The 25,527-nt window shown below is 46.1% G+C and carries 22 protein-coding genes; 14 read left to right on the forward strand and 8 right to left on the reverse strand.

The annotated features are described in order from the left end of the window. The first annotated feature begins 65 nt into the window (after positions 1-65). Entirely contained in the window at positions 66-1,616 is a 1,551-nt protein-coding gene (locus KO501_RS05955; protein ID WP_216028732.1) for a diguanylate cyclase, read from the forward strand. Between the two features lie 69 nt (positions 1,617-1,685). Here KO501_RS05955 and KO501_RS05960 read toward each other — a convergent pair whose 3' ends face one another. Next, positions 1,686-2,630 carry a LysR family transcriptional regulator gene (locus KO501_RS05960; RefSeq protein ID WP_216028733.1) on the reverse strand — a complete coding sequence of 315 codons (945 nt, stop codon included), beginning with the start codon at positions 2,628-2,630 and terminating at the stop codon, positions 1,686-1,688. A gap of 208 nt (positions 2,631-2,838) precedes the next feature. Between KO501_RS05960 and KO501_RS05965 the strand changes: the two genes are divergently transcribed. The 4 genes from KO501_RS05965 to gloA all read left to right on the forward strand — a co-directional run bounded on the left by KO501_RS05965 (position 2,839) and on the right by gloA (position 7,284). Continuing rightward, positions 2,839-4,596 carry an arylsulfatase gene (locus KO501_RS05965; protein WP_216028734.1) on the forward strand — a complete coding sequence of 586 codons (1,758 nt, stop codon included), beginning with the start codon at positions 2,839-2,841 and terminating at the stop codon, positions 4,594-4,596. Between the two features lie 33 nt (positions 4,597-4,629). Continuing rightward, positions 4,630-5,754 (forward strand): anaerobic sulfatase maturase, encoded by a 1,125-nt coding sequence (locus KO501_RS05970; RefSeq protein ID WP_216028735.1) that lies wholly within the window; start codon positions 4,630-4,632, stop codon positions 5,752-5,754. A gap of 103 nt (positions 5,755-5,857) precedes the next feature. Then, positions 5,858-6,607 carry a hypothetical protein gene (locus tag KO501_RS05975; protein WP_216028736.1) on the forward strand — a complete coding sequence of 250 codons (750 nt, stop codon included), beginning with the start codon at positions 5,858-5,860 and terminating at the stop codon, positions 6,605-6,607. 149 nt (positions 6,608-6,756) lie between these two features. Then, entirely contained in the window at positions 6,757-7,284 is a 528-nt protein-coding gene (gloA, locus tag KO501_RS05980) for a lactoylglutathione lyase (RefSeq protein ID WP_216028737.1), read from the forward strand. 103 nt (positions 7,285-7,387) lie between these two features. Here gloA and KO501_RS05985 read toward each other — a convergent pair whose 3' ends face one another. Further along, positions 7,388-9,649, reverse strand: a complete 2,262-nt coding sequence (locus tag KO501_RS05985) for a TonB-dependent receptor (RefSeq protein WP_216028738.1) — start codon at positions 9,647-9,649, stop codon at positions 7,388-7,390. 331 nt (positions 9,650-9,980) lie between these two features. Between KO501_RS05985 and KO501_RS05990 the strand changes: the two genes are divergently transcribed. From KO501_RS05990 to treF, 3 genes are all read left to right on the forward strand, one after another. Then, positions 9,981-10,985, forward strand: coding sequence for a substrate-binding domain-containing protein (locus tag KO501_RS05990; RefSeq protein ID WP_216028739.1), 1,005 nt, complete (start codon positions 9,981-9,983; stop codon positions 10,983-10,985). 80 nt (positions 10,986-11,065) lie between these two features. Continuing rightward, positions 11,066-12,325: an MFS transporter gene (locus tag KO501_RS05995; protein WP_216028740.1), complete on the forward strand. Its 1,260-nt coding sequence runs from the start codon at positions 11,066-11,068 to the stop codon at positions 12,323-12,325. After that, a complete protein-coding gene (treF, locus tag KO501_RS06000) occupies positions 12,318-13,847 on the forward strand; it encodes an alpha,alpha-trehalase TreF (protein ID WP_216028741.1) in 1,530 nt (509 codons plus the stop codon). Before KO501_RS05995 ends, treF begins: the two co-directional genes overlap by 8 nt. 21 nt (positions 13,848-13,868) lie before the next feature. Here treF and KO501_RS06005 read toward each other — a convergent pair whose 3' ends face one another. The 4 genes from KO501_RS06005 to KO501_RS06020 form a co-directional block, all read right to left on the reverse strand. After that, positions 13,869-14,852: a 3',5'-cyclic-nucleotide phosphodiesterase gene (locus KO501_RS06005; protein WP_216028742.1), complete on the reverse strand. Its 984-nt coding sequence runs from the start codon at positions 14,850-14,852 to the stop codon at positions 13,869-13,871. A 140-nt stretch (positions 14,853-14,992) separates the two neighbouring features. Beyond that, on the reverse strand, positions 14,993-15,487 hold the full coding sequence (locus KO501_RS06010; RefSeq protein ID WP_216028743.1) for a DUF6644 family protein: 495 nt from the start codon (positions 15,485-15,487) through the stop codon (positions 14,993-14,995). A gap of 9 nt (positions 15,488-15,496) precedes the next feature. Next, positions 15,497-15,964, reverse strand: a complete 468-nt coding sequence (locus KO501_RS06015; RefSeq protein WP_216028744.1) for a hypothetical protein — start codon at positions 15,962-15,964, stop codon at positions 15,497-15,499. Positions 15,965-15,985: 21 nt separating this feature from the next. Then, complete coding sequence (locus tag KO501_RS06020; RefSeq protein ID WP_216028745.1) at positions 15,986-17,134, reverse strand: DUF6152 family protein; 1,149 nt, start codon at positions 17,132-17,134, stop codon at positions 15,986-15,988. Positions 17,135-17,404: 270 nt separating this feature from the next. Here KO501_RS06020 and KO501_RS06025 point away from each other — a divergent pair, with 270 nt between their 5' ends. Next, positions 17,405-18,031, forward strand: a complete 627-nt coding sequence (locus tag KO501_RS06025) for a DUF6515 family protein (RefSeq protein WP_216028746.1) — start codon at positions 17,405-17,407, stop codon at positions 18,029-18,031. A gap of 30 nt (positions 18,032-18,061) precedes the next feature. On the opposite strand, the gene KO501_RS06030 is transcribed toward KO501_RS06025, so the two are convergent. After that, positions 18,062-18,955 (reverse strand): ArgP/LysG family DNA-binding transcriptional regulator, encoded by an 894-nt coding sequence (locus tag KO501_RS06030; RefSeq protein ID WP_216029048.1) that lies wholly within the window; start codon positions 18,953-18,955, stop codon positions 18,062-18,064. 129 nt (positions 18,956-19,084) lie between these two features. Here KO501_RS06030 and KO501_RS06035 point away from each other — a divergent pair, with 129 nt between their 5' ends. After that, a complete protein-coding gene (locus KO501_RS06035; protein ID WP_216028747.1) occupies positions 19,085-19,687 on the forward strand; it encodes a LysE family transporter in 603 nt (200 codons plus the stop codon). Between the two features lie 71 nt (positions 19,688-19,758). Here KO501_RS06035 and KO501_RS06040 read toward each other — a convergent pair whose 3' ends face one another. Beyond that, the gene (locus tag KO501_RS06040) at positions 19,759-20,406 is read right to left on the reverse strand and encodes a CerR family C-terminal domain-containing protein (RefSeq protein WP_216028748.1); all 648 of its coding nucleotides are present in this window, start codon (positions 20,404-20,406) and stop codon (positions 19,759-19,761) included. A gap of 90 nt (positions 20,407-20,496) precedes the next feature. Between KO501_RS06040 and KO501_RS06045 the strand changes: the two genes are divergently transcribed. The 4 genes from KO501_RS06045 to KO501_RS06060 are packed head-to-tail and all read left to right on the forward strand — an operon-like array spanning position 20,497 to position 25,518. Further along, entirely contained in the window at positions 20,497-21,486 is a 990-nt protein-coding gene (locus tag KO501_RS06045; protein ID WP_216028749.1) for an HlyD family efflux transporter periplasmic adaptor subunit, read from the forward strand. A gap of 5 nt (positions 21,487-21,491) precedes the next feature. Then, entirely contained in the window at positions 21,492-23,264 is a 1,773-nt protein-coding gene (locus KO501_RS06050; RefSeq protein ID WP_216028750.1) for an ATP-binding cassette domain-containing protein, read from the forward strand. Further along, a complete protein-coding gene (locus tag KO501_RS06055) occupies positions 23,254-24,396 on the forward strand; it encodes an ABC transporter permease (protein WP_216028751.1) in 1,143 nt (380 codons plus the stop codon). The genes KO501_RS06050 and KO501_RS06055 overlap by 11 nt, the downstream gene beginning before the upstream one ends. A 3-nt stretch (positions 24,397-24,399) precedes the next feature. Continuing rightward, positions 24,400-25,518 carry an ABC transporter permease gene (locus KO501_RS06060; protein ID WP_216028752.1) on the forward strand — a complete coding sequence of 373 codons (1,119 nt, stop codon included), beginning with the start codon at positions 24,400-24,402 and terminating at the stop codon, positions 25,516-25,518. Positions 25,519-25,527: the final 9 nt, after the last annotated feature.

Raw genomic sequence — 25,527 nt, forward strand, 5'->3', positions numbered from 1 at the left:
CGGCAACGTATAAAGCAGTGTTGTACTGCTAAGTGTGGGCTGAGCTAGACCGAATGAGAAGTAAGATGAAGTACATCGGTTTATTTTTCAAAGCCCTGCAAGGCTTTATACCTGTAAAGCATTGTCACTACCTGGTTTTGTTATGGATCTGCGCTTTTCCCGTTGCGGCGGGATGCCAGTTGGTGACACCCCATTATGAGCCCAGTAGTACCACTGCCATCCCTCTTGAATTAGGCCCCCAAACCTTGGTGTATCGATGTGCACTAGACACCATTCAAGTGATTCATTTTCGCCTCGATATTATCAAAGATGCTTACGCGACATTAGACAATGGCATGCAACTGAGCCCGTTAAGCAGCTCGAGTAAGGCATTTATATTACCTGTGGGTGACTATGGATTAAATGTAACGGTAAATGCCCAGCGCGCCCGTTTTCTCAATCCCCAAATTGAACCTGTGGCAACCTTTTACCGAAAAGACTATATCCACATTGCCGTGCTTAGCGGTTTTTTAGGTTTTAGCGCTGCACTCATGATTTTTGTTGGCGTGTTAGGACGAAGTTTAAAAGATACCAGTTTTTACGCTTACAGTGCTTATATCGCCAGTGCAGGAACGTTTTTCTTTATTCAAGAAGGCATGTTAAACCTCTTTTTTCCCTCTTTTATTTTGGCAAATGATATCCGTCTAAAATTGGTTTTTGCCGGTCTTACGGTTTGGACCTCAGTGCGCTTTATTATGCAACTGCTTGATATTCCAACTTTAATAAATAAAAGGTATGGTTATATACTGAATGGCGCAGCAGGTTCGGTGTTAGCTTTAGCGCTGTTACAAGGCATACTGCCCGAGTCGTATACCCAGTCGTTTAGCGGCATTATGGGGTTAATTACGCTAGTTGGTATAGGCGGTATATTAGTTGCTACTGTGTATGCGGTAAAACAAAAGGTGCCGGCGGCACAACTAGTGCTAGTGTCACTGATAGTCATATTTTTTAGTATGGTTTTTCGTTTATATCTTCACGATGTGAGCCCTTTTTTACATCGCTATGGGTTGATTATTTCGGTGACCATTGAAGCGATGTTATTAGCCATTGCAGCATCTGAAAAAGTGCGCCGTTTAAATATCGACAAAACCCGTGCATTTCGTGATGCATCAGCAGACAGTTTGTGCCCAGTACTGAACCGACGAGGTTGGGAATCGGCAGCCAATCAGATGCTCAAACGACACGCCAGTAGTGGTGGCGTTTTGTCTTTATTTTTTATTGATTTAGATAAATTTAAGCAAATCAATGATGCCTATGGGCATGGCGTAGGTGATGAGGTCTTAGTTCATGTTGCAACTATTTTAAAAGAGCAATGCCGCGAACAAGATTTAGTGGGCCGTTTAGGGGGAGATGAGTTCGTGGTACTCGGTTACAGTTTAAACCGCTATCAATCTGAACGCCTTCGTGACCGATTAAACACCCTATGCAACGAGTTTGTTGTCGATATCAATAATAAAACCATTACTCTAAGTGCTAGTTTAGGCCATTGCATGGTAATAGAACCCCATAAGAATATTCAGACGCTTCTGCATCAGGCTGATTTGCAAATGTACGAGCAAAAGCACCGTACAAGTTGAAGGGCCTTAGTGTCACTTTTGGACACAAATGGGAAAGCTTTAGAGGCATCGCCATTAAGAATTTTCCGGTCATTGCATACCGGCTTTTACAGCAACAAGCCGTTGTCGAATTTTGTCTTCCTCTTGGGCAATACCCACCGCCGTTTTTATGCTCGACGCCACAGCATCCACGGCGGTGGTGTGAGTACCACAAAGTGAAGACACTAAACACACTGTACGTTCCATACTTGGGCTAACAATACGGCGGGCACTCACCAGTTGGCCTTTGACATGATCATGAATTAAATCCCAAGATGCGATGGTGTGTGCAATGCCTTCAACGGCTAACTTGAGGCTGGAATGGGCCGATTGAAAATCCAGTAAAAAGTTAAATTCAATGCCATTTTCAAAGGCGTAGCGGTCGAGGGTTCGACGCATAGAGTGTTTACCTGGACTCGATACAATGGGGTAATGGGCTAGCTCACTAAATTCAATATCCCTGTTGTTGGTGTGATCAGGATCATAGGGGCCCACCAAATACAGCTGCTCCACATAAAGTGGCTCGATCTTTCTATCCACCTTGGTTTGAATGTCATAACTCATCATTAGATCCAGCAAATCCCCATCAAATGAGCGTTCGAGGGTTGTGGTATTGCCTTCTTCTACGATAAGGCTAATCCCTGGATAATGGCTTTGCAGAATTCTTGATAAGGGCGCGGCCAACGCATTGTTTAAACCTACCGGTAACCCTACACGAACATTCCCTGTGGGACTTGCTTTACACCCCACTAGGGATGAACGGACATCGTCGATTTGCTTTAAAAGGGATTGGGCAGCGGGAAGAAACTGTTCTCCGGCGTAGGTGAGGGCGATGCCTCGCCTATCCCGTTCGAGCAATTTCACCCCTAAACTGGTTTCTAAGCTTTTTAAACTCATGCTCAACGCCGGAGGCGTGATATGTGAGTTTTCACTGGCTTTGCGTAGGTTGCCCGCCTCGACCACCGCGATGAAATGACGCAATTGTCTAATTTCCACTTTTTACCCTTTTTGGCACCGAATCGTATCGGCGTGTAACATCATGGTAAGCAATACTTAACAACTTAAACAAAATAATCAAATATATTTAACTTTTTTACTTTGCTAATTTCGCCTTGTTAACAAAATGTTTCAAGGCGTGGCACAAAGTGACACCCCTGAACTAGCCCCAATAGCCACTGGAAAATACCAATAAAGAGGGTTTCACATGACGTTGTCTAAATGTGCAATAGCCACCATTGCTGCGCTGTCTTTTACTACCGCTGTGACAAAAGTAAATGCACAGGAACAGGAAAAAGAAAAACCGAATGTTGTGCTGATCGTTACCGACGATATGGGCTATAGCGATTTATCCTGTTTTGGCGGTGAAATACCCACGCCAAACATCTGCTCTTTGGCAGAAAATGGCCTGAAAGTGACCGACTATTACACTAATCCTATGTCGGCGCCCACCCGTTCTATGCTGCTGACAGGGGTTGATAATCACAAAGCCGGACTAGGCAACATGCCGCCCTTGTTAGGTGGAAACCAAGTAGGCCGTCCGGGTTATGAAGGGGCTTTGAATAACCGTGTGGTAACGGTGGCGGAAATGCTTACTTTTGCAGGCTATCACACCTATATGGCGGGAAAGTGGCACTTGGGTCACACTTACCAGACATCGCCGAAAGGTCGGGGCTTTGAAAAATCATTTGGCTTTACCGGTGGTGGCGTCTCACACTGGAGCGATGCCCTACCGTTAAACCCCTTTGAAGCGCCATTCTTTTATTATTTGGAAGATGGGCTAAGAGTGGATAAGTTACCCGATGACTTTTACTCTTCTGACTATTACACCGATAAGATTATCAGTTACATCGATAGCCAGCCTAAAACCGATCCCTTTTTTGCTTATCTGGCTTTTACCGCCCCCCATGATCCCTTGCAAGCCCACCAGCAATGGATAGACAAATTTGACGATGGCCGTTACGACGTCGGTTACGATGTGATCCGCCAACAGCGTTTGGCTAACGCAAAAGCGTTGGGTTTGGTAAGTGAAGATACCCAAGATATTGTCAACAACAAAGATTATCAGCCGTGGGATACCTTAACGGCGGAAGAGAAAAAAGTGTCTGCGAAAAAGATGGCCATTTACGCGGCCATGGTGGCTGAAGTTGATGCCAATGTGGGTAAGTTAATTCGTCATCTTAAAGCCATTGGCGAGTTTGATGACACTCTCTTTATTTACACCCACGATAATGGGACGAACCCCAAACCTACTCGCAATTATACCGGTAACTCGAAAAAGTTCCTTTCCCAGTTCGACAACCGCTTTGACAACATGGGACAGCCGGGATCATATCTTTCCTACGAAGCCGGCTGGGCAGAGGCTGGCACGTCGCCTTTTTCCTATTACAAAACCACCACCGGACAAGGGGGCGTGCGGGTGCCGCTGATTGTGTCAGGCAACGCCATTGCACGGAAAAACACCTTTGCAACCTCGGGCAATATTCATGTTACCGATGTGACGCCCACCATCATTGATTGGGCGGGGGTGGACAAACCTAAGGTGCGTAACGGTATCGAACTATATGATTTTGACGGCCGTTCTTTTCGCGGGTTTGTAGAAGGAAAATCGGATCATGTTCGTACCCCTAGCGACGGAATATTCTTCGAATTGAATAACTACAAAATGGTCATTCAAGGGGACTATAAGTTGCGGGCGTTTGCTGGCCCTCATAGTAAAACCGTAGGCACCCAATGGATGTTGTTTAACATTGCTGATGATCCCTCGGAACAACATGATTTGGCGGGTGTTTACCCTGACAAGGTGAAAGCCCTGAGCGCACTTTATGACGACTATGCGAAAAAGGCGGGTGTAGTAGAGAAAGAGCCCGGTTATCCCACTATGTACCACCGTCAGACCTGGTCTATTCGAGACGATGTATTTAGTGGTAACCCCGATGATTCAGGTCTTCCTCAACGAAAATAGCAGGCTCTTTTTAAAGCATAGTATGGAGGCATTATGAACTACCCTTTTCATCTCATCATCAAGCCGGTTGGTGATCAATGTAATTTAAATTGCAGCTACTGCTTTTATAAAGAAAAAAGCGAAGAGGGTACTGTAATGACCTTCGCGACGCTGGAAAAGCTGACCCAACAGTACATTGAAGAGCAGCCCGGGTCTTGCAAGGAAGTGCAGTTTGTTTGGCAGGGCGGTGAGCCTATGCTGGCGGGCTTGTCGTTTTATCAACACGCCATGGTTTTGCAGGAAAAATACCGTAGACCCGGTATGGCTATCACGAATGCCATACAAACCAACGGGACGTTAATCACTAATCGATGGATTGAATTTCTAAAGCAATATGATTTTCAGGTAGGTATTTCCATCGACGGTATGGCTGGCGTGCACGATGCCGAGCGTATTTACTACACCGGTAAGTCGTCACATCACAAGGTTATTGAGGCATATAGGAAGCTTCAGAAAGCGGCGATCACCACCAATATTTTGTGTGTTGTGCATCAAAATAATGTGGGGATGGGAAAGCAAATATACCAGTATTTTGTGAATGACTTAAAAGCCAAAAATATCCAGTTTTTGCCTGTGGTTGGGCAGGCCACCATCGCCCCTGCTTTGTGGGGCGAGTTCCTTGTACAGAGTTTTGGCGCTTGGTGTGATGATGGCGTTGGTCGCGTGTCGGTGCAACTTTTTGATGCGTCTTATGCGCGGATTATCCAAGGCATTGAAACCTTTTGTGTGCATTCCCATGAATGCGGGCAGCAACTTGCTGCAGAACGAAACGGCGATATCTTTTCATGCGATCAGTACGTGGAAAAGCAACATCACATTGGCAATGTGACCAGTGAAAGCTTCAACACCATGTTGGCTAAGCCGGTTCACAATGAATTTGTCTCTATGTCTACCCGCCACGACATCGCTTGCCAGAGCTGTGAAATAAAAGGGCTGTGTCAGGGCGGATGTCCTAAGCATCGAGATCAGCATGGCAAAAATAAATTGTGTGAAGGCTATTATCGCTTTTTCACCCACGCCATCCCGTATTTCTACGCCTTTGGTGAATGCGTGCGGCGCAACATGCCCGTGTATCAATACCGGCGTTTTTTACCGGAAATAACAATGAAAATCGCTTAGCTCTCTTACATTAAATACAAATCATACAGTTCGTTTTTTTATCTTTTTGTGTCTTGGGCACAAGAGGGTAGGCGGCTGCATGTCTAATAGCAACGAGGTAACTATGAAAACAATAACGATAACAGCGCTGTCGGCTTTGATATGTTCCGGGGTTAGTGCAAAAGTGTTAATGCAGGATACGGGGGTGAATGTAGGCTGGATGCAAGAAATAAGCAGCGAGTCTGAAGACTCGGGGCAATATAGTCGCAGCGTGATCTCAGCCCAACATCGAACCGTGGCTGACTGGGGAATGGTGTTTGTTAAAGGACAGATGGAAAACCTTGGTGCAACGAGCGATGATCTCAACGGAGACGATGGGGATGTTTGGTTTAAAGCCATGACTACGGTGTATTACAACCTGTCTGATACCGGCGTGATGGGGTGGTACGACTTATTTGTAAACCAAAATCAGAATGTGGCAGAAGTACATAATGTATTGGGGATCGCCTATAAACATAAATTCCAACAGCTCACTGTCACCGGCGGGGTAGGCATGAATTACTTTTCGGGCCATACGCCACTGGGCAGCGCAGAAGGGATATTAACACCAGTGGCTCGCATTACCGCCACCTATCCGGTCACCCAAAAGGTCAACGCTTTCGCCCTGATTAATGCCCATCTACACCGAGATACCGACGCATTGGCCGGTTCTTTTACCAGTTGGGGGAAAACCGGCCATCAGATTTTAGCTGGAGTCCGTTATACCTTTGCTCCTCAATGGGATATGAATGTCACGTATCGCAACTTTAATAATTGGGGCGGGTATGGTGAGGACGGACAAAGTATTGTTACCACTGTGGGTTATCATTTTTAACGCCCTATTTCGGGCTATAAAGGAGGCCACCGCTACGGGGTTTGCCTTTGTTATTCGACAATATTGGTGGCTTGACCCTATTGGATTCCTGACCCATCACCCCCATGCTATGGGTCAGGTATTGAAAACGTTTTTTAGGAGCATAAAGCATGGGACGACATTTTGATCAGGCTGAAGGATTGTATGAGCAAAAAGACGAGGCGACGGACGGGTATGTGTTTAATCAAACCATGCTACGTATTGCCGATCCGGCTCGTTCATTAGATTTCTACACCCGTGTGATGGGCATGACCTTGCTTAAGCGCTTGGATTTTCCCGAGATGAAATTCAGTTTGTATTTTCTTACTACGGGAGAGGACTTTGCGGATATCAGCGAAGATCCTGGCGTGCGCACTACCCAGACCTTTGGGCGTCCAGCCATGCTGGAGTTAACTCATAACTGGGGCGACAGCGCCCTGAACACCCAGTATCACAATGGCAATAGTGAACCTAAAGGGTTCGGCCATATCGGTTTTCATGTGCCTGATTTACATGCCGCCTGTGCCCGCTTTGATGAGCTAGGCGTCGATTTTCAAAAGCGCCCAGAAGACGGCTCGATGAACAACATCGCCTTTATTAAAGATCCAGACGGTTATTGGATAGAAATATTCAATGCCAAGGATCTTGCAGAGCTTTAAAGCCGAAAGGCCCATGACAGCAGATTGGCGCATTTTAGGCATAGTTGAGTTACCCAATAAAAAAGGCCAGCATTGCTGGCCTTTTTTGTTATGTCTCAAGCAATTAGAAAAGCATATAGGATACGCTTAGTTTGGCACTGCGGGGCATGATATAACGGCCATTTGGTGCATCTGCACTTCTTGGATCGCCCTCTGTGATCCCTTGTGAATCGGTAAGGTTATCTACCGATAATTGTAAGGTGAGACCGGGTGTAGGTTCTAGGGTCATTCCCACATCAACTTTTTCATAACCTTCAAGCACTACGGTGTTTTCGTTGTTACCATAGCGGTCGTCCACCGCGGACACTGTGGCATATAAAGTCATAAACATATCATCACTGATGTCGAAAGCATAACTGGGCGTTACTCGTACCTGCCAGCCTGGTTGACGCTGGGCTTCGTTACCTTCATTGGTTGCGCTCGCAGTAATCTCCGTCTCTTGAACGGTGGCATTGAGGTTGACTGCAAATCCTGAATCGTGCTCGTAGTTTGTGTCAAATTCAATACCGTACGCTTGGTTTGTGAGGATCTCCGACGGGCCGCCGGGCACGGCAACAAACGTATCGCCTTTCACTTCATTAGCAAATGCGGTGGCGAAGAACTGCAATGAGTCATTCATATATTTGTAGCCAAATTCACCCTGAGAGACTTCTTTTATCAGATCTTCACCGCCACTGAAGGCATCCCAGTTATCACGGAAGTCGTCAAAGTAGGGCATTTTATAACCCCGATTGAAGCGTAAAAATATGCCGCTAAAATCAGTGAGGGCGTAATTAATACCTGCGGTCCAAGATACCTTAGAAGCGTCAAAATCCACCGCTTTGTTTGTTTCACCATCAAGGCCTTCGTCTACCGAATAAGCCACTTCGTGGGTTTCGTGCCGGATCCCAAGATCGATTTGAATGTCATCAGATGCGTAATAACTGCTTGTGGCGTAAAATGCCCGAGTGGTCGCATCACCAACAGAGTCAATATCGTAATTCCATCCACAGCCATCAGCAGAACTGTTACAAGCAATGCCGGTTAACAATTCACCACCTGGCTCTACAACATAATACGCTTGATTTCCGATGCTCCACCAATCGTTAGATTTGGTGGTGGCGGTGTAGATACCAAAAGAGGTATCAATATCGCCCCATTGTTTGGAGACAGCAAAATCGTTGGTAAATGCAAAGACATCTTTTAATACTACCCAGCGTCCAATTTGTTGTACCGCGGTGTTGCCATCATATTCGGTACCGGTTACCGCGCCTACAGCTGTTGCACCATCATCAGCGACATCCGCCACTGTGGTGGCTGCGCCGTCGGGTACAAGTCCGTAAGTATTCGCTTGGCCTTGGGTATAATTAAAACGGTCGATAAGGTGCCAGTCATTAGCCAATTCAAGTTTTAAACTACCACCACTTACATGACCATCCCAGCCACGGCCATTTCCAAAATCGAAGGCTGCTTCTGTGTTGTCTGCGCCATAGTTGATTGTTGCTTGTCGATTGTTAACCCCAATTTGAGTATAACTGGCATCAACGCCCTCAACATTGAGTGGCGTAGGCAGGTACCAAGTACCGTGATCATCGGTTTGGCGGGTATATAGATTCAGTTCACCACGTTCAAATACTTTGGTGATATTTAGGGTAACTTGATGTCCTTGTTCTGATTGAAAGCCGGCATCGCGAATACCCGGAGAGCTTTTTACATAGCCTCCGACCATATAGTAAAGGTCTTCATCTAATGCGCCGCTCATCACCACATCGACTCGGTTCAAGCCGTAGTCAGAGGTAGTATACTTGGCCAAGGCTTCGGTATATTCACTACCACGTTTTAATCTGAAATTCGTAGTTAGGCCCGGTTGACCATTGCTTACAACCGGATTGGGGCCTCCACGTAAAGCTTCCATGGTTTCGATGGTTTCATCAAGGCGAAACATCTGGGAGTTTTCGAGAAATGATAGAGTAGGGGCCGGATAAATGGGTGAACCTTCTAAGCTAATTGTTAAGAAGGGAGCATCGCCACCACCGGGAAAGCCACGTACAAAAACGTTAGCCCCAGATTCACCTCCCGAACTCTCCGACCACACCCCAGGGATTGCTTTAAAAAGATCCGCGGTACTTTTAGGGGCGAGGCGCGAAATATCGTCGGCATCGATGTTGGTCACGGCAAAACTCGCATCAATCTTTCGAATACCTGCTCCGCCGGGCGTGCCACTAACCACAATGACTTCGGTATTGGCATCGTCAGTTGTAGGCGTTTGTTGGGCAAATACCGTAGGTGCATTAAGGGCAATGCATACAGCACTGCTTAACAGGGTAATGCGAAAAGAACGGTTCATGGTGTGCTCCTGAATCTGTTAGTCAAATCTCAATGAGATTATTGGCTTCGCTGATTGGTGCGTAAACATGTTAATATTTTGTGTCTAGGCACGGCATAGATGTAAAATAAAAGTTTATGCAAACGATTGCAAGTGTAAATTGCAATCGTTTGCGAAATAGTAAGAAATGAACAGAAACCTATGCGCAGTCTTTTCTGGCGGGGAATAAGTGGTAGTTAATGCGTTATCCCTAGTTTTGTATTTGTTATGAAAGCGTTGCGTCGGGTAGGTAGTAATCGCTATAGTTAAGAAAATTCCTTACACCCCATTGCCTTTGAAAGCTGAACCCAAAATGACACTGGCACACCTTGCATCCCTCGCTGGTGTGTCTACATCCACAGCGTCTCGGGCGCTGAAAGATAACCCGCTGATTAAGCAAGATACCCGAGCGCGAATTCAGGCCCTTGCTCGGCAGCACAACTTCAGCGTAAATGCTGCTGCAAGTCGCTTACGTACACAAAAAACCAATGTGATTGCGGTGATTTTGAACCTTGTGGATCACACAGAACAGAGTATCAGTGACCCGTTTTTGTTAAAAATTGTTGCCGATCTGAACCAGGCCTTAAACGCCCGTGGTTACGAAATGTTATTGTCTAACTCCTTTATGGCAACGGACGATTGGGCGGGCTATTTTATTCGCAGCCAACGTGCTGATGGACTGATTGTGGTGGGGCAGGGGAAAACCACGGATAAGATTGATCAAGCGGCGAGTGCTGGGGTACCTATTGTGGTATGGGGCGATCCCAAATCCCAGAGTCAATACCCGATAATTGGCGGCGATAACTATCTTGGTGGGCGTTTGGCGACACAGCATCTCATTGAAAATGGTTGTAAACGTATTGTTTATTTGGGGGATCCAGGTCACGCCGAACTCGGCGAGCGTTTCAAAGGCTATTGCCAAGCCCATAAAACCGCAGGCTTGTCGCCAGATAAGGCATTGACCATGACCATCGACATCACCAGCAAGGCAGCTTATCAGCGCATCAATGAACATATTCGCGAAAATGGTCTTAACTTTGACGGTATTGTTGCTGTCAGTGACATGGTGGCTTTAGGCGCGTTAAAAGCACTGAAAGAGCGCTACGTAGGCATTCCTGCTGACGTGGCCATTATGGGGTATGACGATATTGCACTGGCAGAATTGATGCATCCCTCTTTGTCCACTATTAGGCAAAATACCCGTTCTGCTGCAGAGCAAATGGTAAGCGAGTTGATAAAACAGTTTAATGGTGAAGAGGCAAAATCTACCATTATTGATATTGAATTGGTTGCCCGACGTTCTTCCCAACGAAAATAATCCATTGCTTTTGCAAACGATTGCAAAAGCAAAAGTAGCCATGTAGACTGCAATTAATTTCGTTAACAGAGTGTTTACACATGTCTAGGTTGCGGGTCATTATTGCCATCGCCGTGAGTTATTTTGTTTTTGCCATCCTGCTAAACAGTGTGGGCACGGTTATTTTGCAGTCCATGGAAAGCTTTGGTGTTTCAAAACCTCAAGCTAGCGCTCTTGAAGGGTTTAAAGACTTAACCATTGCGGCTATGTCATTTTTAGTGGCGTCATTTATTCCTCGGGCTGGGTACAAGCTTGCCATGTTCATGGGACTTTCCATGGTGCTTGTGGTGTGTCTGGCGACTCCCATTATTGCCGAATTTTGGGTAATCAAAGTGTTATTTGCTGTAATTGGTACGGCGTTCGCGCTGGTTAAAGTCTCGGTGTATGCCATTATCGGCCAACTCTCAAATTCAACCCGAAGTCATTCGTCATTACTCAATATTGTCGAAGGCATTTTTATGCTTGGGGTGTTATCAGGCTACTGGCTATTTAGCCTGTTTATCGATGCCAGCAATCCGGCTTCTTTGGCCTGGTTAAATGTATATTATTTACTGGCCGCGCTAGTGTTGTGTGCCGTCCTCATTGTGCTTTCTTCTCCCATTGCTAAACCAGCCCAAGACGCCCGTTTAGCATCTGAAAGTAATGAGTTTTTAGCCATGCTTAAACTGACATACCAACCGTTGGTACTGATTTTTATTTTATCCGTATTTCTATACGTTCTTATTGAGCAAGGCATTGGTACCTGGTTGCCTACGTTTAATCGTGAGGTGTTGGGGTTACCGGTAAATGTGAGTATTCAAATTACCAGTATTTTTGCCGTTTCTCTGGCTGTGGGTAGGCTTTGTGCTGGTGTGCTGTTGCGCTGGATCCCTTGGTATTTGTTTTTAAATATTTGCTTAGTCGGCATGGCGATACTAATGATGGCCACATTACCTCTTGCCAGTGAAGGGGCTGGCGCACAGGTGAAAAGTTGGTTAGATGCACCGGTAGCTGCTTACATGCTCCCCATGATTGGCATGTTAATGGCCCCGCTTTATCCGGTAATTAATTCGGTGATGCTTAGTGCTGTCGCAAAATCTCAGCATGCACAAATGACTGGGCTGATTGTCGTTTTTTCTGCCTTAGGCGGGACCACCGGCTCGGTAATAACCGGCTTTGTGTTTGAACATTTTGGTGGCCATCGGGCATTTTCGCTGTCGTTGATTCCCATTGTGACCTTGTTGATAACCTTGTTCTTTTTCCGTCGATTTTCCCAACAACAAACCCAGTTAAGCACGCAAGGAGTGACGCCTCATGCATAATACCGTGGATCAAGCGTGGCGCGGCGCAATTGGCTTTTATCAATCTTCACTATTTAAACGGGTGCAAATGTCTTCGTTGTTTGCCGACAGTAAAACGTTTGCTGATGCCATACCTAAGGCCCCGTGGAATATCATTCTACAGGCCTATGACCGCGTGAGTAATGGGCCTGACTTCTCATTAAAAGACTTCATATACGAGCAGTTCGACATACCCGCGCCAGTGTCCTTGCAGGGCATTCAAACCGCTTCGGATATGCAAGACTATATTCAGCACATGTGGAAAATATTGGCGCGTCAACCGGACCAAAGTCGACAGGATAGTCTGATCCCCTTACCTTATGAATACATTGTTCCTGGCGGACGGTTTAGGGAAATTTATTATTGGGACAGTTATTTTACCGCGTTAGGGTTAATCGAAGCCGGTCATGCACAGATGGCCCAAGCTATGCTGAAAAACTTTCTTTATCTTATCGATACGGTGGGACATGTACCTAACGGAAACCGAGCTTATTATCACTCACGTAGCCAGCCTCCTATTTTAGGGCTCATGACAGACTTGCTCATTGGTGCGGACAACACGGCCCACCCCTTGTTTGAAGCCGCTTTGCATGGAATGGAAAAAGAATATCAATTTTGGATGAGTGGTGAAGAGGCCTTAGTGGATGATTGGCAAGCTCATCGACGCGTCATGCGATTAGAAAACGGAGCCATACTGAACCGCTATTGGGATGATGACGACTCTCCTCGCCCTGAGTCCTATCGAGAAGACACAGAGGCGGCTAGTCATGTGGCGCCAGAGCAGCGCGCATCTGTTTATCGACATATTCGTGCTGCATGTGAATCTGGCTGGGATTTCAGTTCGCGCTGGTTTAAGGATCCTCAAGATATCACCAGTATCCGCACTACCGATGTGGTGCCGGTGGATCTTAATAGCTTATTGTTTCGTTTAGAGAAGCAATTAGCGCAATGGTTTGGCGTACTAGGCAATGAAGAAAAACACAATTTTTATGTCACTAGAGCCGATGAACGCCGTAGGGCAATCAATACCTATCTTTATCACGACAGTGAGTCGCTTTATTTGGATTTTTTATTTTCCGAGCGCACTAATAGCGAAGTGGTTTCGGCGGCTTGCTATGTACCTTTAGCTGTCGGCCTTGCATCTAAACGCCAAGCCGACGCCATCGCGAAAATAACCGAAAGTACCTTTTTACAGGCTGGGGGGATTATAACAACTCCCATTTCCAGCGGGCAGCAATGGGACGCGCCAAATGGATGGGCACCGTTGCAATGGTTCGCGGTAGAAGGATTAGAACGCTATGGTTACTTAGCACTGGCAGACAAGATTAAAACAAACTGGCTTAGCAGTGTAGAGCGCAAGTTCACCGACAAAGCTGCCATGCTGGAAAAGTACGACGTGTGTAATACCCAGCAAGAGGCCGGCGGGGGAGAGTACGAAGTCCAACTGGGCTTCGGGTGGACCAATGGTGTAACGGCGTTATTTTTAAGCACTCTTCCTGAGTAAGGAAGAGCCCTCATTCAAAGCCTAATCAAAAGAAATGTAATCGCCTTGGGTGGGAATAACAAATTCTACGCCTAGGGTGTTTGCACTGTTGAGTTGTTCTTTAATCACTTTTTTATTGCTAAATCCTGTATCTAGCGAATATTTTATGTGGCTGATAAGTACTTTAACCCCCTGCAACGATTGCCCCTTGTTATTAATGCGTGCGAAATCTTGTAAGCTTTGTATTACCAAGCGTGGTGTTAGATGGCCGAAAAGCAAGTTATCAGGTCGCGCATTGGTGTAAGACGATTCAATGATGATCCCCGTTAGCTTCTTCCCTTCTAAGCGCTGTGCCAATGCTTGCCATAGCGTGGCTAGGTGATCGCTTTTTTCAATACTATCTGCCCCCGTATCTCCCATACAAAGCAGAGCGCTGTTGTCGTGTTCAATAAGAAACGCGGTAGATAACCGCCCGCCGTGGCTGAGAGGGAAGGGAGTTACCTGCATACTGGTATTGGTAAGAGGGAGGGATTTACCTTCCTCTAACGCGCGATAAGTATATTTTTTTAGGGTGGGCTCTACCCCTGAATCGGCAAAGTTAGGCCAGGCACGCCAGTTAAAGTAGTTATCTTGTAAATCGGCGATGACGCTGGGGAACGCATAAATAGGTTTTTTGCTATCATCCACAGACGCAATGACAAGGCCGGCAACGTGATCTAAGTGGCTATGACTAATGAGGTAGCCTTTGATGTGGGATTTAATGATTGTGCCTATGGAGGCTTGTTGCCCTGAAGATGGGGCGATGATGCTGTTAAAGCTGTCCTGCTGTAGGGCCACGCTTACACCGTTTACTAACGTACCGGCATCACACATAACACCACGATCATCTCCTTTGGGAGAGATGAAAAAGGCGGTGAGGTTACCGTCGCTAATACCGCCATTGACACCAAGGGCGACAACATCGAAGCCACTTTGGCCATAGCTGTGCATTGAAAAGAGTGAACAGATAAAAAGAAAAATACGCATCGGGCTAGGTGATATCCAGGTAAGAACGTGCATCAAGGGAATGCTTCATGCACAAAAAATTTAGCCACTATGGTTAGGGATTTTTTCTGTTAAGTCCAGCTTTCCCTAAGTAAATCTAGGTCTAACAAGAGGGCAATGGTTTATTCCACGTAGGGAATAAAGCGCCCCAATACAATCACCGCAGTCCACAAGCCAAGGGATAAAATGGCTGATAGTTTAATACTAATAGGTAAGTGAGTGGTGTCTTTTGCATCTCGATTACTACGTGACTGATATCGGCCTAATAGCACGGATAGAAAACCAGCATTGATACACGCGAGCAGCACACAAAGCATTTTAAGCTGAAACGACGGGTTGATAAAATACCGTTGGGGATCGCCGAAAATAAACAAGATCCCGGTGGTAAGGTTAATGAAAAAGCCGATAAGGGTGAGTGGTATAAAGCGACTAACGTTGGCCACGGATATACCGCGAAATAGGCCCGCAAGTCGCAAATCAACGATTAGAAGTGAACCATATAACAAGCATAAACCGACAAAATGCAGGCTTTCTAATGTGGGCCAAACCCACATCTGGTTTTGAATGTATTGGTACAAGCTAGAGGCAAGCATCCAATGAGTTAGGGTGTCTAACATGTTGGCCTCTTAGTCGATATAAGCAATTAAACGTCCAGCCACAAGGGCTGATAACCATACCACTACTACGGCAGCAGCTTTGATACGCTGCTTGCCGGTAACGTCAGTTTGCATGGTATCTCGGGTAAGGGATGTACTGAGTAATACTCCCGTGAGGATCAACATTAATTTGATCCGAAACGGCCAGTTAAACCATGTGCTTGAGGCGCTTCCAATGAACAAAACACTGCCCGATATCACGTTGAGTATTAAACCTAATAACGCCACCTTCCAAAACCTATAAATGGGCATTTGGAGGGGATAGACACGAGGAAGTAACACGCTAATGGCTTGCATCAGCGATAAACCAACGATGGTGCCCATACCAATGGTGTGCAACGTTAAAAAGATTGGATAACCCCAAATGGATGTGGCTACCCAGTCTCCTATTGCCGATTCCTCAAGCCAATATAAGCCGTTAAGTAAGGTGTCGTTCACCGCTAGCTCCTAGTGCGACCGTTATTCTGCGTTGACGTTGGTAAGATCATCGCAGTTATAAGGTAAGTAGCTCGACTTGGTAAGTTTTACATCGTCTTCACCGGTTACTTTCTCTTTGAGATATAGGGGATCTTCAATTTCATATTCACGATGAAGGGTTAAGCCATCTTCACTGAGGGTAAAGCGTTCAACGATGTGCAACTGATCGCTGTTTGGGATAGTGCCTCTGCGACCGGGCGTTACACGAACATAACCGGGTGTGAAGCCTACGGTGTCTACCACTAATGCACCATCTTCCCATTTTCCGATAGAGTGACCGGCAATGGTGGGAGTCATGTCTTTAGGGTGGGCATCTAAATCAAGATGAATGGTACGGGTAATGGTCATAAAACCATACTTGATGGTAATGTCATCTTCCGTTTGTTGGATTTCATTTACCAGTTGATCAAATGTCCAATCATCCAAAATGCTGGTTGGTTGGCAATGTAGACGGGGCATATCTTCCCTATCGAAATTGTCCAGTGCGTGTTCACCTGCGCCAGTAAGTTCTACCACCGGACCTCTACCTCCTTCTGGCGGCTGGCCACCGGCGGAAGGCATGCCTCTATTACCCTTGGAAGGCGGTCCTTTTCGTGCCGTTTGGCCACTGCCTTGATTCGCGCCAGGCGGTGGACCTGGGCGTTGAGGTCGCATGGCTACCCAATTGCCATTTAAATTCAGTACGCCATCACCAAGGGTGGTTTGCCGAGCATGGATTAGTACATTTCCTTCATCATCCAGGACTGAACTGCGGTCAAGTTCAGTACCATCGGCAAATAAGATCTTGTTGGCATGGCACTCCAATTTCCCGTTACGGCCTGGTGAACCAACAATGGTCAGTTCTTTGCCCTTTGCGAAGGTGCGGCTGGTCCATCCTGCGCGACGTAGTGCACTGCCTGTACCTAATTCGCAGCGCCAACTTTCTGTCTCACCCTGGGCATTTTCAGTATCGAAATACACATACGCATGGGGGTTAACGAGCTTAATTTTAGTGATCACACCGGACAGGGTGACTTTCTTAGACATATCAAATTGTCCATTCACACCGTGGTGAGCGTAGCTTGCTGATGTGCTAAGTAAACACGCAGCAAACACCGAACAACGAAGTTTTGAAAATGAAAAATGGATCATGGGAAATGTTCATGCACCTTACAAAAATAATGAACACATTATATTTTCCTCTTTACACAACTCAATTACCTGTGGAGTAAAGGTTTGTAAGAGTCTCCAAGCCATCTTTACAAATCTCACGGCGGCAAATAAAACGGTTAGCTTTACGTATTGCATACACAGGTTTAGCGAACCTTGACGATTTTTGACCCTATATATTGTTCTAAATAGGTGTATTGGCCAAATGACATTTGGCATTGTAATTTTTCTAATAGCTTGAGGAAGAGCATTATGAGGCTACGAACGTTTATATCTTCTATAGTGGTTGTGTCATTGCTAAGTGGATGTGCCGTGTTTCCTGGCGCTCGTGGACATGGCCGTCTTCATGTCGCTGGTGGCGGTGGCGGTGGCGCTGAAGCACTGGTACTGGGCGTGGGGATCGGTGCACTGGTTGCAGGAGCCATTGCTGCCCCAAAGTACAAGCCGGGTCATAAACTGGCTCGGCTGCCAGAGGGGGCAAGAAAAATACACTACCATGGTAAGTTGTATCGATATCACAATGGCGTGTATTACCGGTATGTTGATAACGCATTTCGAGTAGTGCAACCTCCGTTGGGAATGCTTATCCCGGCATTGCCACCGAGTGCTGATACACTGGTTGTTAACGGCAAAGTTTATTATGTCGTGGAAGGCGTGTATTACTACCACGCAAATGAGGGTTATGTGGTTGTGGAGCAACCGAAAATCCAAAGCGCCGTGGATAAAACTTACAAACCCGGTCATTTCTATTCAGAATTGCCGAAAAAGGCACAGCCTGTCACCATTAATAATGTTCAGTATTTCACCTACGGTGGGGTCTTTTTCTTACCCCAATCTGTTGACGGCGGTGTGAAATATTTAGTGGTGACATTTGATTAAAAGGCATCCTATGGTGTTAACGGGACAACCTTATTGGTGTGGCGTTAACACGCTTTTTGCTACTTGCTTAACGGCCTGACTTAGTCGTGCCATGGCATCGGATTCTAATGATATCCAATGCCAGAACAAAGAAACGGCAAGGTGCTTTTGCGGAAAGAGAGGGATCAGGCGGCCTTGCGCTATTTCTTTGGTAATTTGTAGCGTGGGCAATAGTGCCCACGCTACACCTTCTACAGCCATATTCACAAACCCATGAGAAGAGGGATACCAATGACAGGTGGTAACACGGGGGCGCATATTCAAACAGCTTTGCTGATAATCACCCAATAAGGTGACATCGTATTCATCGTAAAGTAAACCGGGCGCAGCCATCACCGCCTCAGGGGTATAGTGTTCGCCCAAATATCGGTTAATGTAATCTGGTGAAGCATAGAGCTGATAATTCATATTCCCCAATAGCACCGACTGACCGCCGGTTACGGGGGTGCCTATCTGGCTAATACACGCCATCACTTCACCTTGTTGTAATAACTGTCGGGTTTGGGTCTGATCGGCATTGTACACATGAACCGGGTTAGGCCTTTGTGCGGCAAATTTTTTCATGACGGAGGCAAACCATGTGGCCAAAACATCATTGTTAATCGCCACGGATAATGGTGAGGCAACGGTGTCTACACCGGCAACAGCACTGAGTGATTCTTCCAATACGCTCACTTTTTGATAATGGACAAGCAACTGTCGGCCAAGTGGGGTGGCGGTGACGGGTTTCGTTCTTACCAATACCGGTCCGCCAACCTGTTGCTCTAAGCGTTTAATCTTTTGTGAGACCGCAGATTGGGTAAGATTGAGCACCTGTGCACCCTTGTCGAATCCACCGAAACGCAAAACTTCACTAAAGCAATGTAGCGCCGCATAATCCAACATCATTTACTGCCTTAAAAATTATTAAATTAATTAATGATAAATAAATTTGATTAATTTAATTAAATATTCATTTGCCGATAAAATCAACGGCAATTTCAGCCAAGTAGATACAAAGTAAAGGGGAGAGACATGGTTTCGGCAATGCTCAGTGGATTAGTTATGGGTGGGACATTGATTATTGCCATCGGTGCGCAAAACAGTTTTCTGATCGAGCAATCCCTTAAACGCCAGTGGACATGGCTATTTGTTCTATTGTTTATTTTAAGTGATGCCATTTCCATTAGCTTAGGGGCTATGGGGTTTGGATTGTTATTACAACAATATCCGCTTTTGATTTCTGTAACAAAGTGGGCCGGCGTGCTTTTCCTTGTGTGGTTTGCCTACAACAAATTACAGGCATCGATGAAAGACGATGCCATGATCTTAGCCATGGCTAATAAGCAAACATCGTTTAAACGGGCCGTACTTACCGCCCTTGCTGTAACTTGGTTAAACCCCCATTTTTACTTAGATACCCTGCTACTTATGGGGAATTTAGCCAGTCAATGGCAAGAAAATAAATGGTGGTTTGTTGGCGGGGCTATCCTTGCCTCAGTGATTTGGTTTGTGGGTATAAGTACCTTAACTGCTTACTTTGCATCTCATATGCAACGGCCTGTTTTCTGGCGTTGGTTCAATCGCGTCAATGCCCTTGTCTTAGGGGCGGTGAGTGTACAACTTGCCAGCTTATAAAAAGCAGCACACGGTATAAATGTAACCCGCCGCTTCTCTTTATTAATGCCACAGAGGGCGGCTTTTCTCGGTTAGCTGTACATGTTGTGTATTAACCGTTTTAGGTAATCTACCAATTCTTCTTCAGGCCGAGAAAACAGTGGTTTTAGTGGGGTGGGAAGATCAGGGTTTACGATCATCAACATCAAACAAGGCGCCATAAAGGTAAAAAGACGGTAAGTGGTGTTTATGTCTTCTGGATCGTAATGTTTGCCGCAGGCGCCAGCAATAACGTTGGCGATGATCCGCGTGCGAGTATGGGCCTCTTTCATCAATACCGTTTCCATCAGTGGCGAAGGCGATACAATCTCTCTGGCCCAGACTTTGCCATGCCAATCCCGTTTTTTAATGATGTTGGTAATGACATGACGGATGAGGGCATCAAGTTTGGTCTCATAACTGACATCACTACTTTTCAAACTGTCGATAAAGTCCCAGTGCAAAAAATGTTCTATGGCCGCTGAAAAAACCTGCTCGTAGAGGCCGTCTTTACCATTAAAATGGTAATTAATCGCGGCGGTATTCACCTTCGCGCGCTCACAAATATCTTTGGCCGATGTATTGTGGTATCCGCGCTGAGCAAATAGTTCGCCAGCTATTGAGAGGATTTTTTGTTTGGTTTCTTCGCCGTCTGCACGACCTTTTCTTTTATTCACGTCTAAAATGTTATTGATATACATTTAATTGCACTTTACCGAGATGTTAGTTGAAATTCAAATTTGAATTTAATATTGTGGTGATTAAAACCATTTCCATAGGGCGAAAGAGTAATGGGTAAAAAAGTTGGCATTGTACTTATTGGGTTAATTATCGTTGCTGCAGCGTTCTATGCATTTTACGAACAGAGCGACGGAGAGTCGCAGATAACCCTTTACGGAAATGTGGATATTCGGCAAGTTTCTTTGGCATTTACCCAATCGGATCGAATCGAAACGGTGAACGCTGAAGAAGGGGATGCGGTCAAGGCTGGCGACGTGATTGCCACCTTAGATAATACAATTTACCGCTTAAAGCTGCAGCAAAGCGAAGCGCAAATTGCCGCTCAACAGGCGCTGGTGGACAAACTTAACGCTGGCCCTCGCAAACAGGAAGTGGCTCAGGCCACGGCGGTAGTCAATCAATTAAATGCCAATGTAAATATTGCCCAAGCTCGGCTTAAAAGGTTGTTATCCGTAGAAAGTAAAACCCAAGGGCAAGGGGTTAGCGCACAAGATATAGATGAGGCAAAAGATAATGTAACGGCGGCCACAGCGGCGTTAGACAAAGCGAAAGCCAATGCCGATTTAGTTAAAGAAGGGCCCCGTAAAGAAGATATTTTGCAAGCTAAAGCCCAGTTAGGTGTTTTGCAATCGCAAGGGGATTTATTAAAAGAGCAACTGGCCAGAACCCAACTGATTGCGCCAAGCGACGGTGTGGTAAGAGCCCGATTACTGGAGCCTGGCGATATTGCATCGCCGGTAAAACCCGTGGTGTCATTGGCACTTACCTCACCGAAGTGGATCCGTGTTTATATTAACGAGGTGCAGTTAGCGTCGGTTAATGTGGGCGATCAGGCACGTATTACGGTTGATGGGTTAGCTACCGCTCTTGCGGGCACGGTAACGTTTATTTCGTCGGTCGCCGAGTTCACCCCTAAAAATGTAGAGACAGAAGATTTACGCACTTCCTTGGTGTACGAAATGCGCGTGCGAGTGGCAGACGATGATAATCGGCTTAAGCTAGGCATGCCTGCTACAGTTGTGTTTCCGTTGGGAGACTAAGGCATATGACTTCTGCTGTGGTGCAGGCTGAGGCGTTAAACAAGGTCTTCATCAATAAACAAAAAAAAGAGCAGGTGGTGGCGCTAGCGTCGCTAGATATGTGCGTAAAAAAAGGCGAACTCACGGCTTTGGTGGGCCCAGATGGTGCCGGTAAAACCACGTTGCTACGCCTCATCGCCGGACTCATGACACCCACGCAAGGCCGCTTGAGCGTTTTAGATATTGATATGTACGCTCACCCACAACAAGTACAAAATCTCATCAGTTATATGCCACAACGTTTCGGCTTGTATGAAGATCTTAGTGTGCAAGAAAATTTAGATTTGTACGCGGATCTTCATGGTGTGCCTGCTGATGAAAGACATAGCCGATACCAACGTCTATTGACCATGACCAATTTGGCCGATTTTACCGCCCGTCCAGCGGGAAAGTTATCAGGGGGCATGAAGCAAAAATTGGGGCTAGCGTGTACCCTAGTCAGATCTCCGCAGCTCTTGTTACTCGACGAGCCTACGGTGGGCGTGGATCCGTTATCCCGCCAAGAATTGTGGAAAATTATTTTACAACTGGTGGAGGAAGAGTCGTTAACGGTTATTGTTAGCACCGCCTATTTAGATGAGGCGGCACGTTGCCAGCAGGTTCATCTATTGCACGAAGGTAAAATACTGGTTTCGGGTTCACCAGATACCCTTACCCAACGCGCGCAAAATCAGTGTTATTTATTTACCCCGAACCCAGAACAAAAGCCCAGAGAATTACAAAGCGCGCTTTTAGACAAGTCTGATCTCGTCGTGGATGCAGTACCTCAAGGGGGGAGAGTTCGTTGTGTGTTACACCCCAATAACACTATAGAGGATGTGACAAAGGACATACCGTACAACAAGGTAGAGCCCGTTGTGCCGAGTCTAGAAGATGCCTTTATGATGTCTCTTAAAGAACATATGCCTTTGCAGTCGGTATCCGTGGAAAAACTGAAAAAGGACCACAAGGCCAAGCCAGATGCGTCCTCCCCCATTGTCTCAGTGAAGCAGTTGGTGAAAACCTTTGGCGACTTTACTGCCGTGGCTAAAACCTCCTTTGACGTATACCCCGGCGAAATTTTTGGTCTTTTGGGGCCTAATGGGGCCGGAAAAACCACCACCTTTCGTATGCTTTGCGGTTTATTGCCCGCGACCTCTGGTGTGCTAAGTGTGGCAGGAAAAAACCTGCGCACCGCCCGCGCTGATGCTCGGGGTCGAATTGGCTATGTGTCACAAAAATTCGCCCTGTATGGCAATTTAACGGTATATGAGAATTTACGCTTTTTCGCCGGTACCTATAATTTGTGGGGAAAGCAGCGCAAGGCCGCCATCGAGCGGGTATCGGAGCAATTTGATTTGGCATCACATTTAAAAGACAAAAGTGGTGAATTGCCCGGTGGCTATAAGCAACGTTTGGCGATGGCTGCCAGCTTAATGCATCAACCTGATATTTTATTTTTGGATGAACCAACCAGTGGTGCCGATCCGCTAGCCCGTCGCGCATTCTGGCGTCGTATTACCGCGCTTTCTCAAACCGGTACGGCCATCATCATTACCACCCACTTTATGGAAGAAGCGGAATATTGTGACAAGATTCTAATTCAGGATGCTGGAGAAAAGCTGGCCATGGGCACCCCAGAGGAAATCCGTGCGGATCTCGCTGACACCGGGGGTGAAGTGATGAGTATGGAAGAAACCTTTATTAATATTATTGCGGTTAATCGACGTAAAAAACAGGAACGCTCGGATGAAGACTAATGCCAGGGCAAGTGGTGGTTTTGTTAGCCGATTATGGGCGTTGGTGAAAAAAGAAACCAGACAGTTGTTACGTGATCAAAGTAACTTGCTAATTGGTATTGGTTTACCCATCGCATTGATATTTATTTTTGGTTATGGCGTTACCTTAGATGTGAAAGACATCAAATTGGCAGTGGTGACCACCCAGCCTTCAGAGCAAACCGAAGAGGTGGTGTCAGCCATTAGGCTTTCTCAGTATTTTAAACCCACCATCATGACCTCTTTTCAGCAGGCTGAAAAAGCCTTGCGAGCAAGAGACGTTGAAGCTATTGCGGTATTTGATGATTCCTTTGCCGCCGATTTAGCGGCGGGCCAAGCCGATGTTCAGCTTATTGTATTAGGCAGTGATGCAACTCGGGCATCTTCAATTCGTACCTATTTTTCAAGCTTGATTGGCACCTGGGCACAAAAACAAGCTGATCGGCACAACGTTAGCACTGCAGGAAAGGGGGTCACGGTGATCCCGCGAATCTGGTTTAATGATGCGAATACCAGTACCTGGTTTATCGTGCCAGGGCTTATCGTGCTCATTATGACATTGGTGGGAACCTTTCTAACGGCATTGGTGATGGCCAGGGAGTGGGAGCGAGGCACCCTTGAAGCCTTGTTTGTTACCCCAGTGCGCCCCACAGAAATTATTTTGGCGAAAATTATCCCCTATTTTTTTGTTGGCATTATTGGCTTGGTACTGTGCGTACTGGCGTCCACGTTTTTATTCCATGTACCTATTCACGGCTCGTTTTTTATTTTGGTGGTTGGCTCGGTGATATACATGCTGGTGGCCCTTGCCATCGGTTTGCTCATATCGGCTAAAACCCGTAATCAGTTTCTTGCCAGTCAAATGGCCATATTAGTGAGTTTTTTACCGGCCATGATGTTGTCGGGTTTTGTGTTTGATTTGGGCAATTTGCCCACCGCCGTGAAACTGATAGGGCTGCTTTTACCCGCCACGTATTTTATCGAATTATTAAGAACCGTGTTTTTGGCGGGTAATTTCTGGCCTATTATTCTTAAAGACTTAGCGCTACTTACCCTGTATGCAGTGGTTCTGCTGGGGCTTGCCCGTATGCTGACAAAGAAAACACTGGATTAAACAATGACCCAAATTAAGCAGTATTTTCAATTCATTTTTAATCTGTGTCAGAAGGAATTCTTGACGGTACTTAAAGATCCTTCATCCAGAATTATTTTGATTTTGCCTATTATCATGCAAAGCATTTTATTTGGATACGCAGCCACATTTGATTTGAAAGAAGTGCCTTATGCAGTGCTGGATCAAAGTAACAGCCAAGCCAGCCATGATGTATTGCAAAAATTAAAAGGGGCGGGATTATTCAATCAGGTGGCTACCTTACATGGTAGCAATGAAGTGGCCGATGTCATTGGTAATCAAGAAGCCCTAATGGTGGTGTATTTTCCCGCAGATTTTGCAGATAAATTACAGCAAGACCAAGCCAGCCCTTTGCAACTTATTGTGGATGGGCGAAATTCAGCCACCGCCAATGCGGTGGTAGGCAGTTTCAATGCCATTACCCTAGCTTACAATGCCAGTACTGATGTGGGAAGCCAGTTGCCGATTACCGTTAAAAGCCGCGCTTGGTTTAATCCCAACATGGAAACCCGCTGGATCATTATGCCAGGAATGATCGCCGCATTAAGTATGATTCAAACCATGATGCTGACGGCATTATCAGTGGCCAGAGAGCGAGAACAGGGCACTTTTGATCAGCTTCTTGTTACCCCCAGCCTGCCGTCACAAATACTTATCAGCAAAGCGGTACCTTCTATTTTTATTGGCTTAATACAGTCGACATTAGTGTTTCTTATTTGCCGTTTTTGGTTTGATATTCCGTTTCAGGGTAATTTATTTGTACTGTATTTAGGGCTGTTTTTGTTTACCTTAGCCAGCGTCGGGATAGGGTTATCTATCTCTGCTGTATCGTTGAATATGCAACAAGCCATGTTGTATACCTTTGTACTGCTTATGCCGCTAATGTTGTTGTCTGGCTATGCCACACCGCTGGCTAATATGCCTGATGTTATGCAAAACATGACTTATGTCAATCCGCTGCGTTTTTCTATTAGCATCGTTCGCCGCGTATATCTGGAAGGGGCGACCCTAGCAGATGTTTATACTGAGATGCTGCCGTTAATACTTATTGCTGTGGTCACACTGCCAGTGGCTAGTTGGTTGTTTAGACATCGTACTTCCTGATGGAGATGA

Source organism: Alteromonas sp. C1M14, from assembly GCF_018860965.1.
GTDB lineage: Bacteria > Pseudomonadota > Gammaproteobacteria > Enterobacterales > Alteromonadaceae > Alteromonas.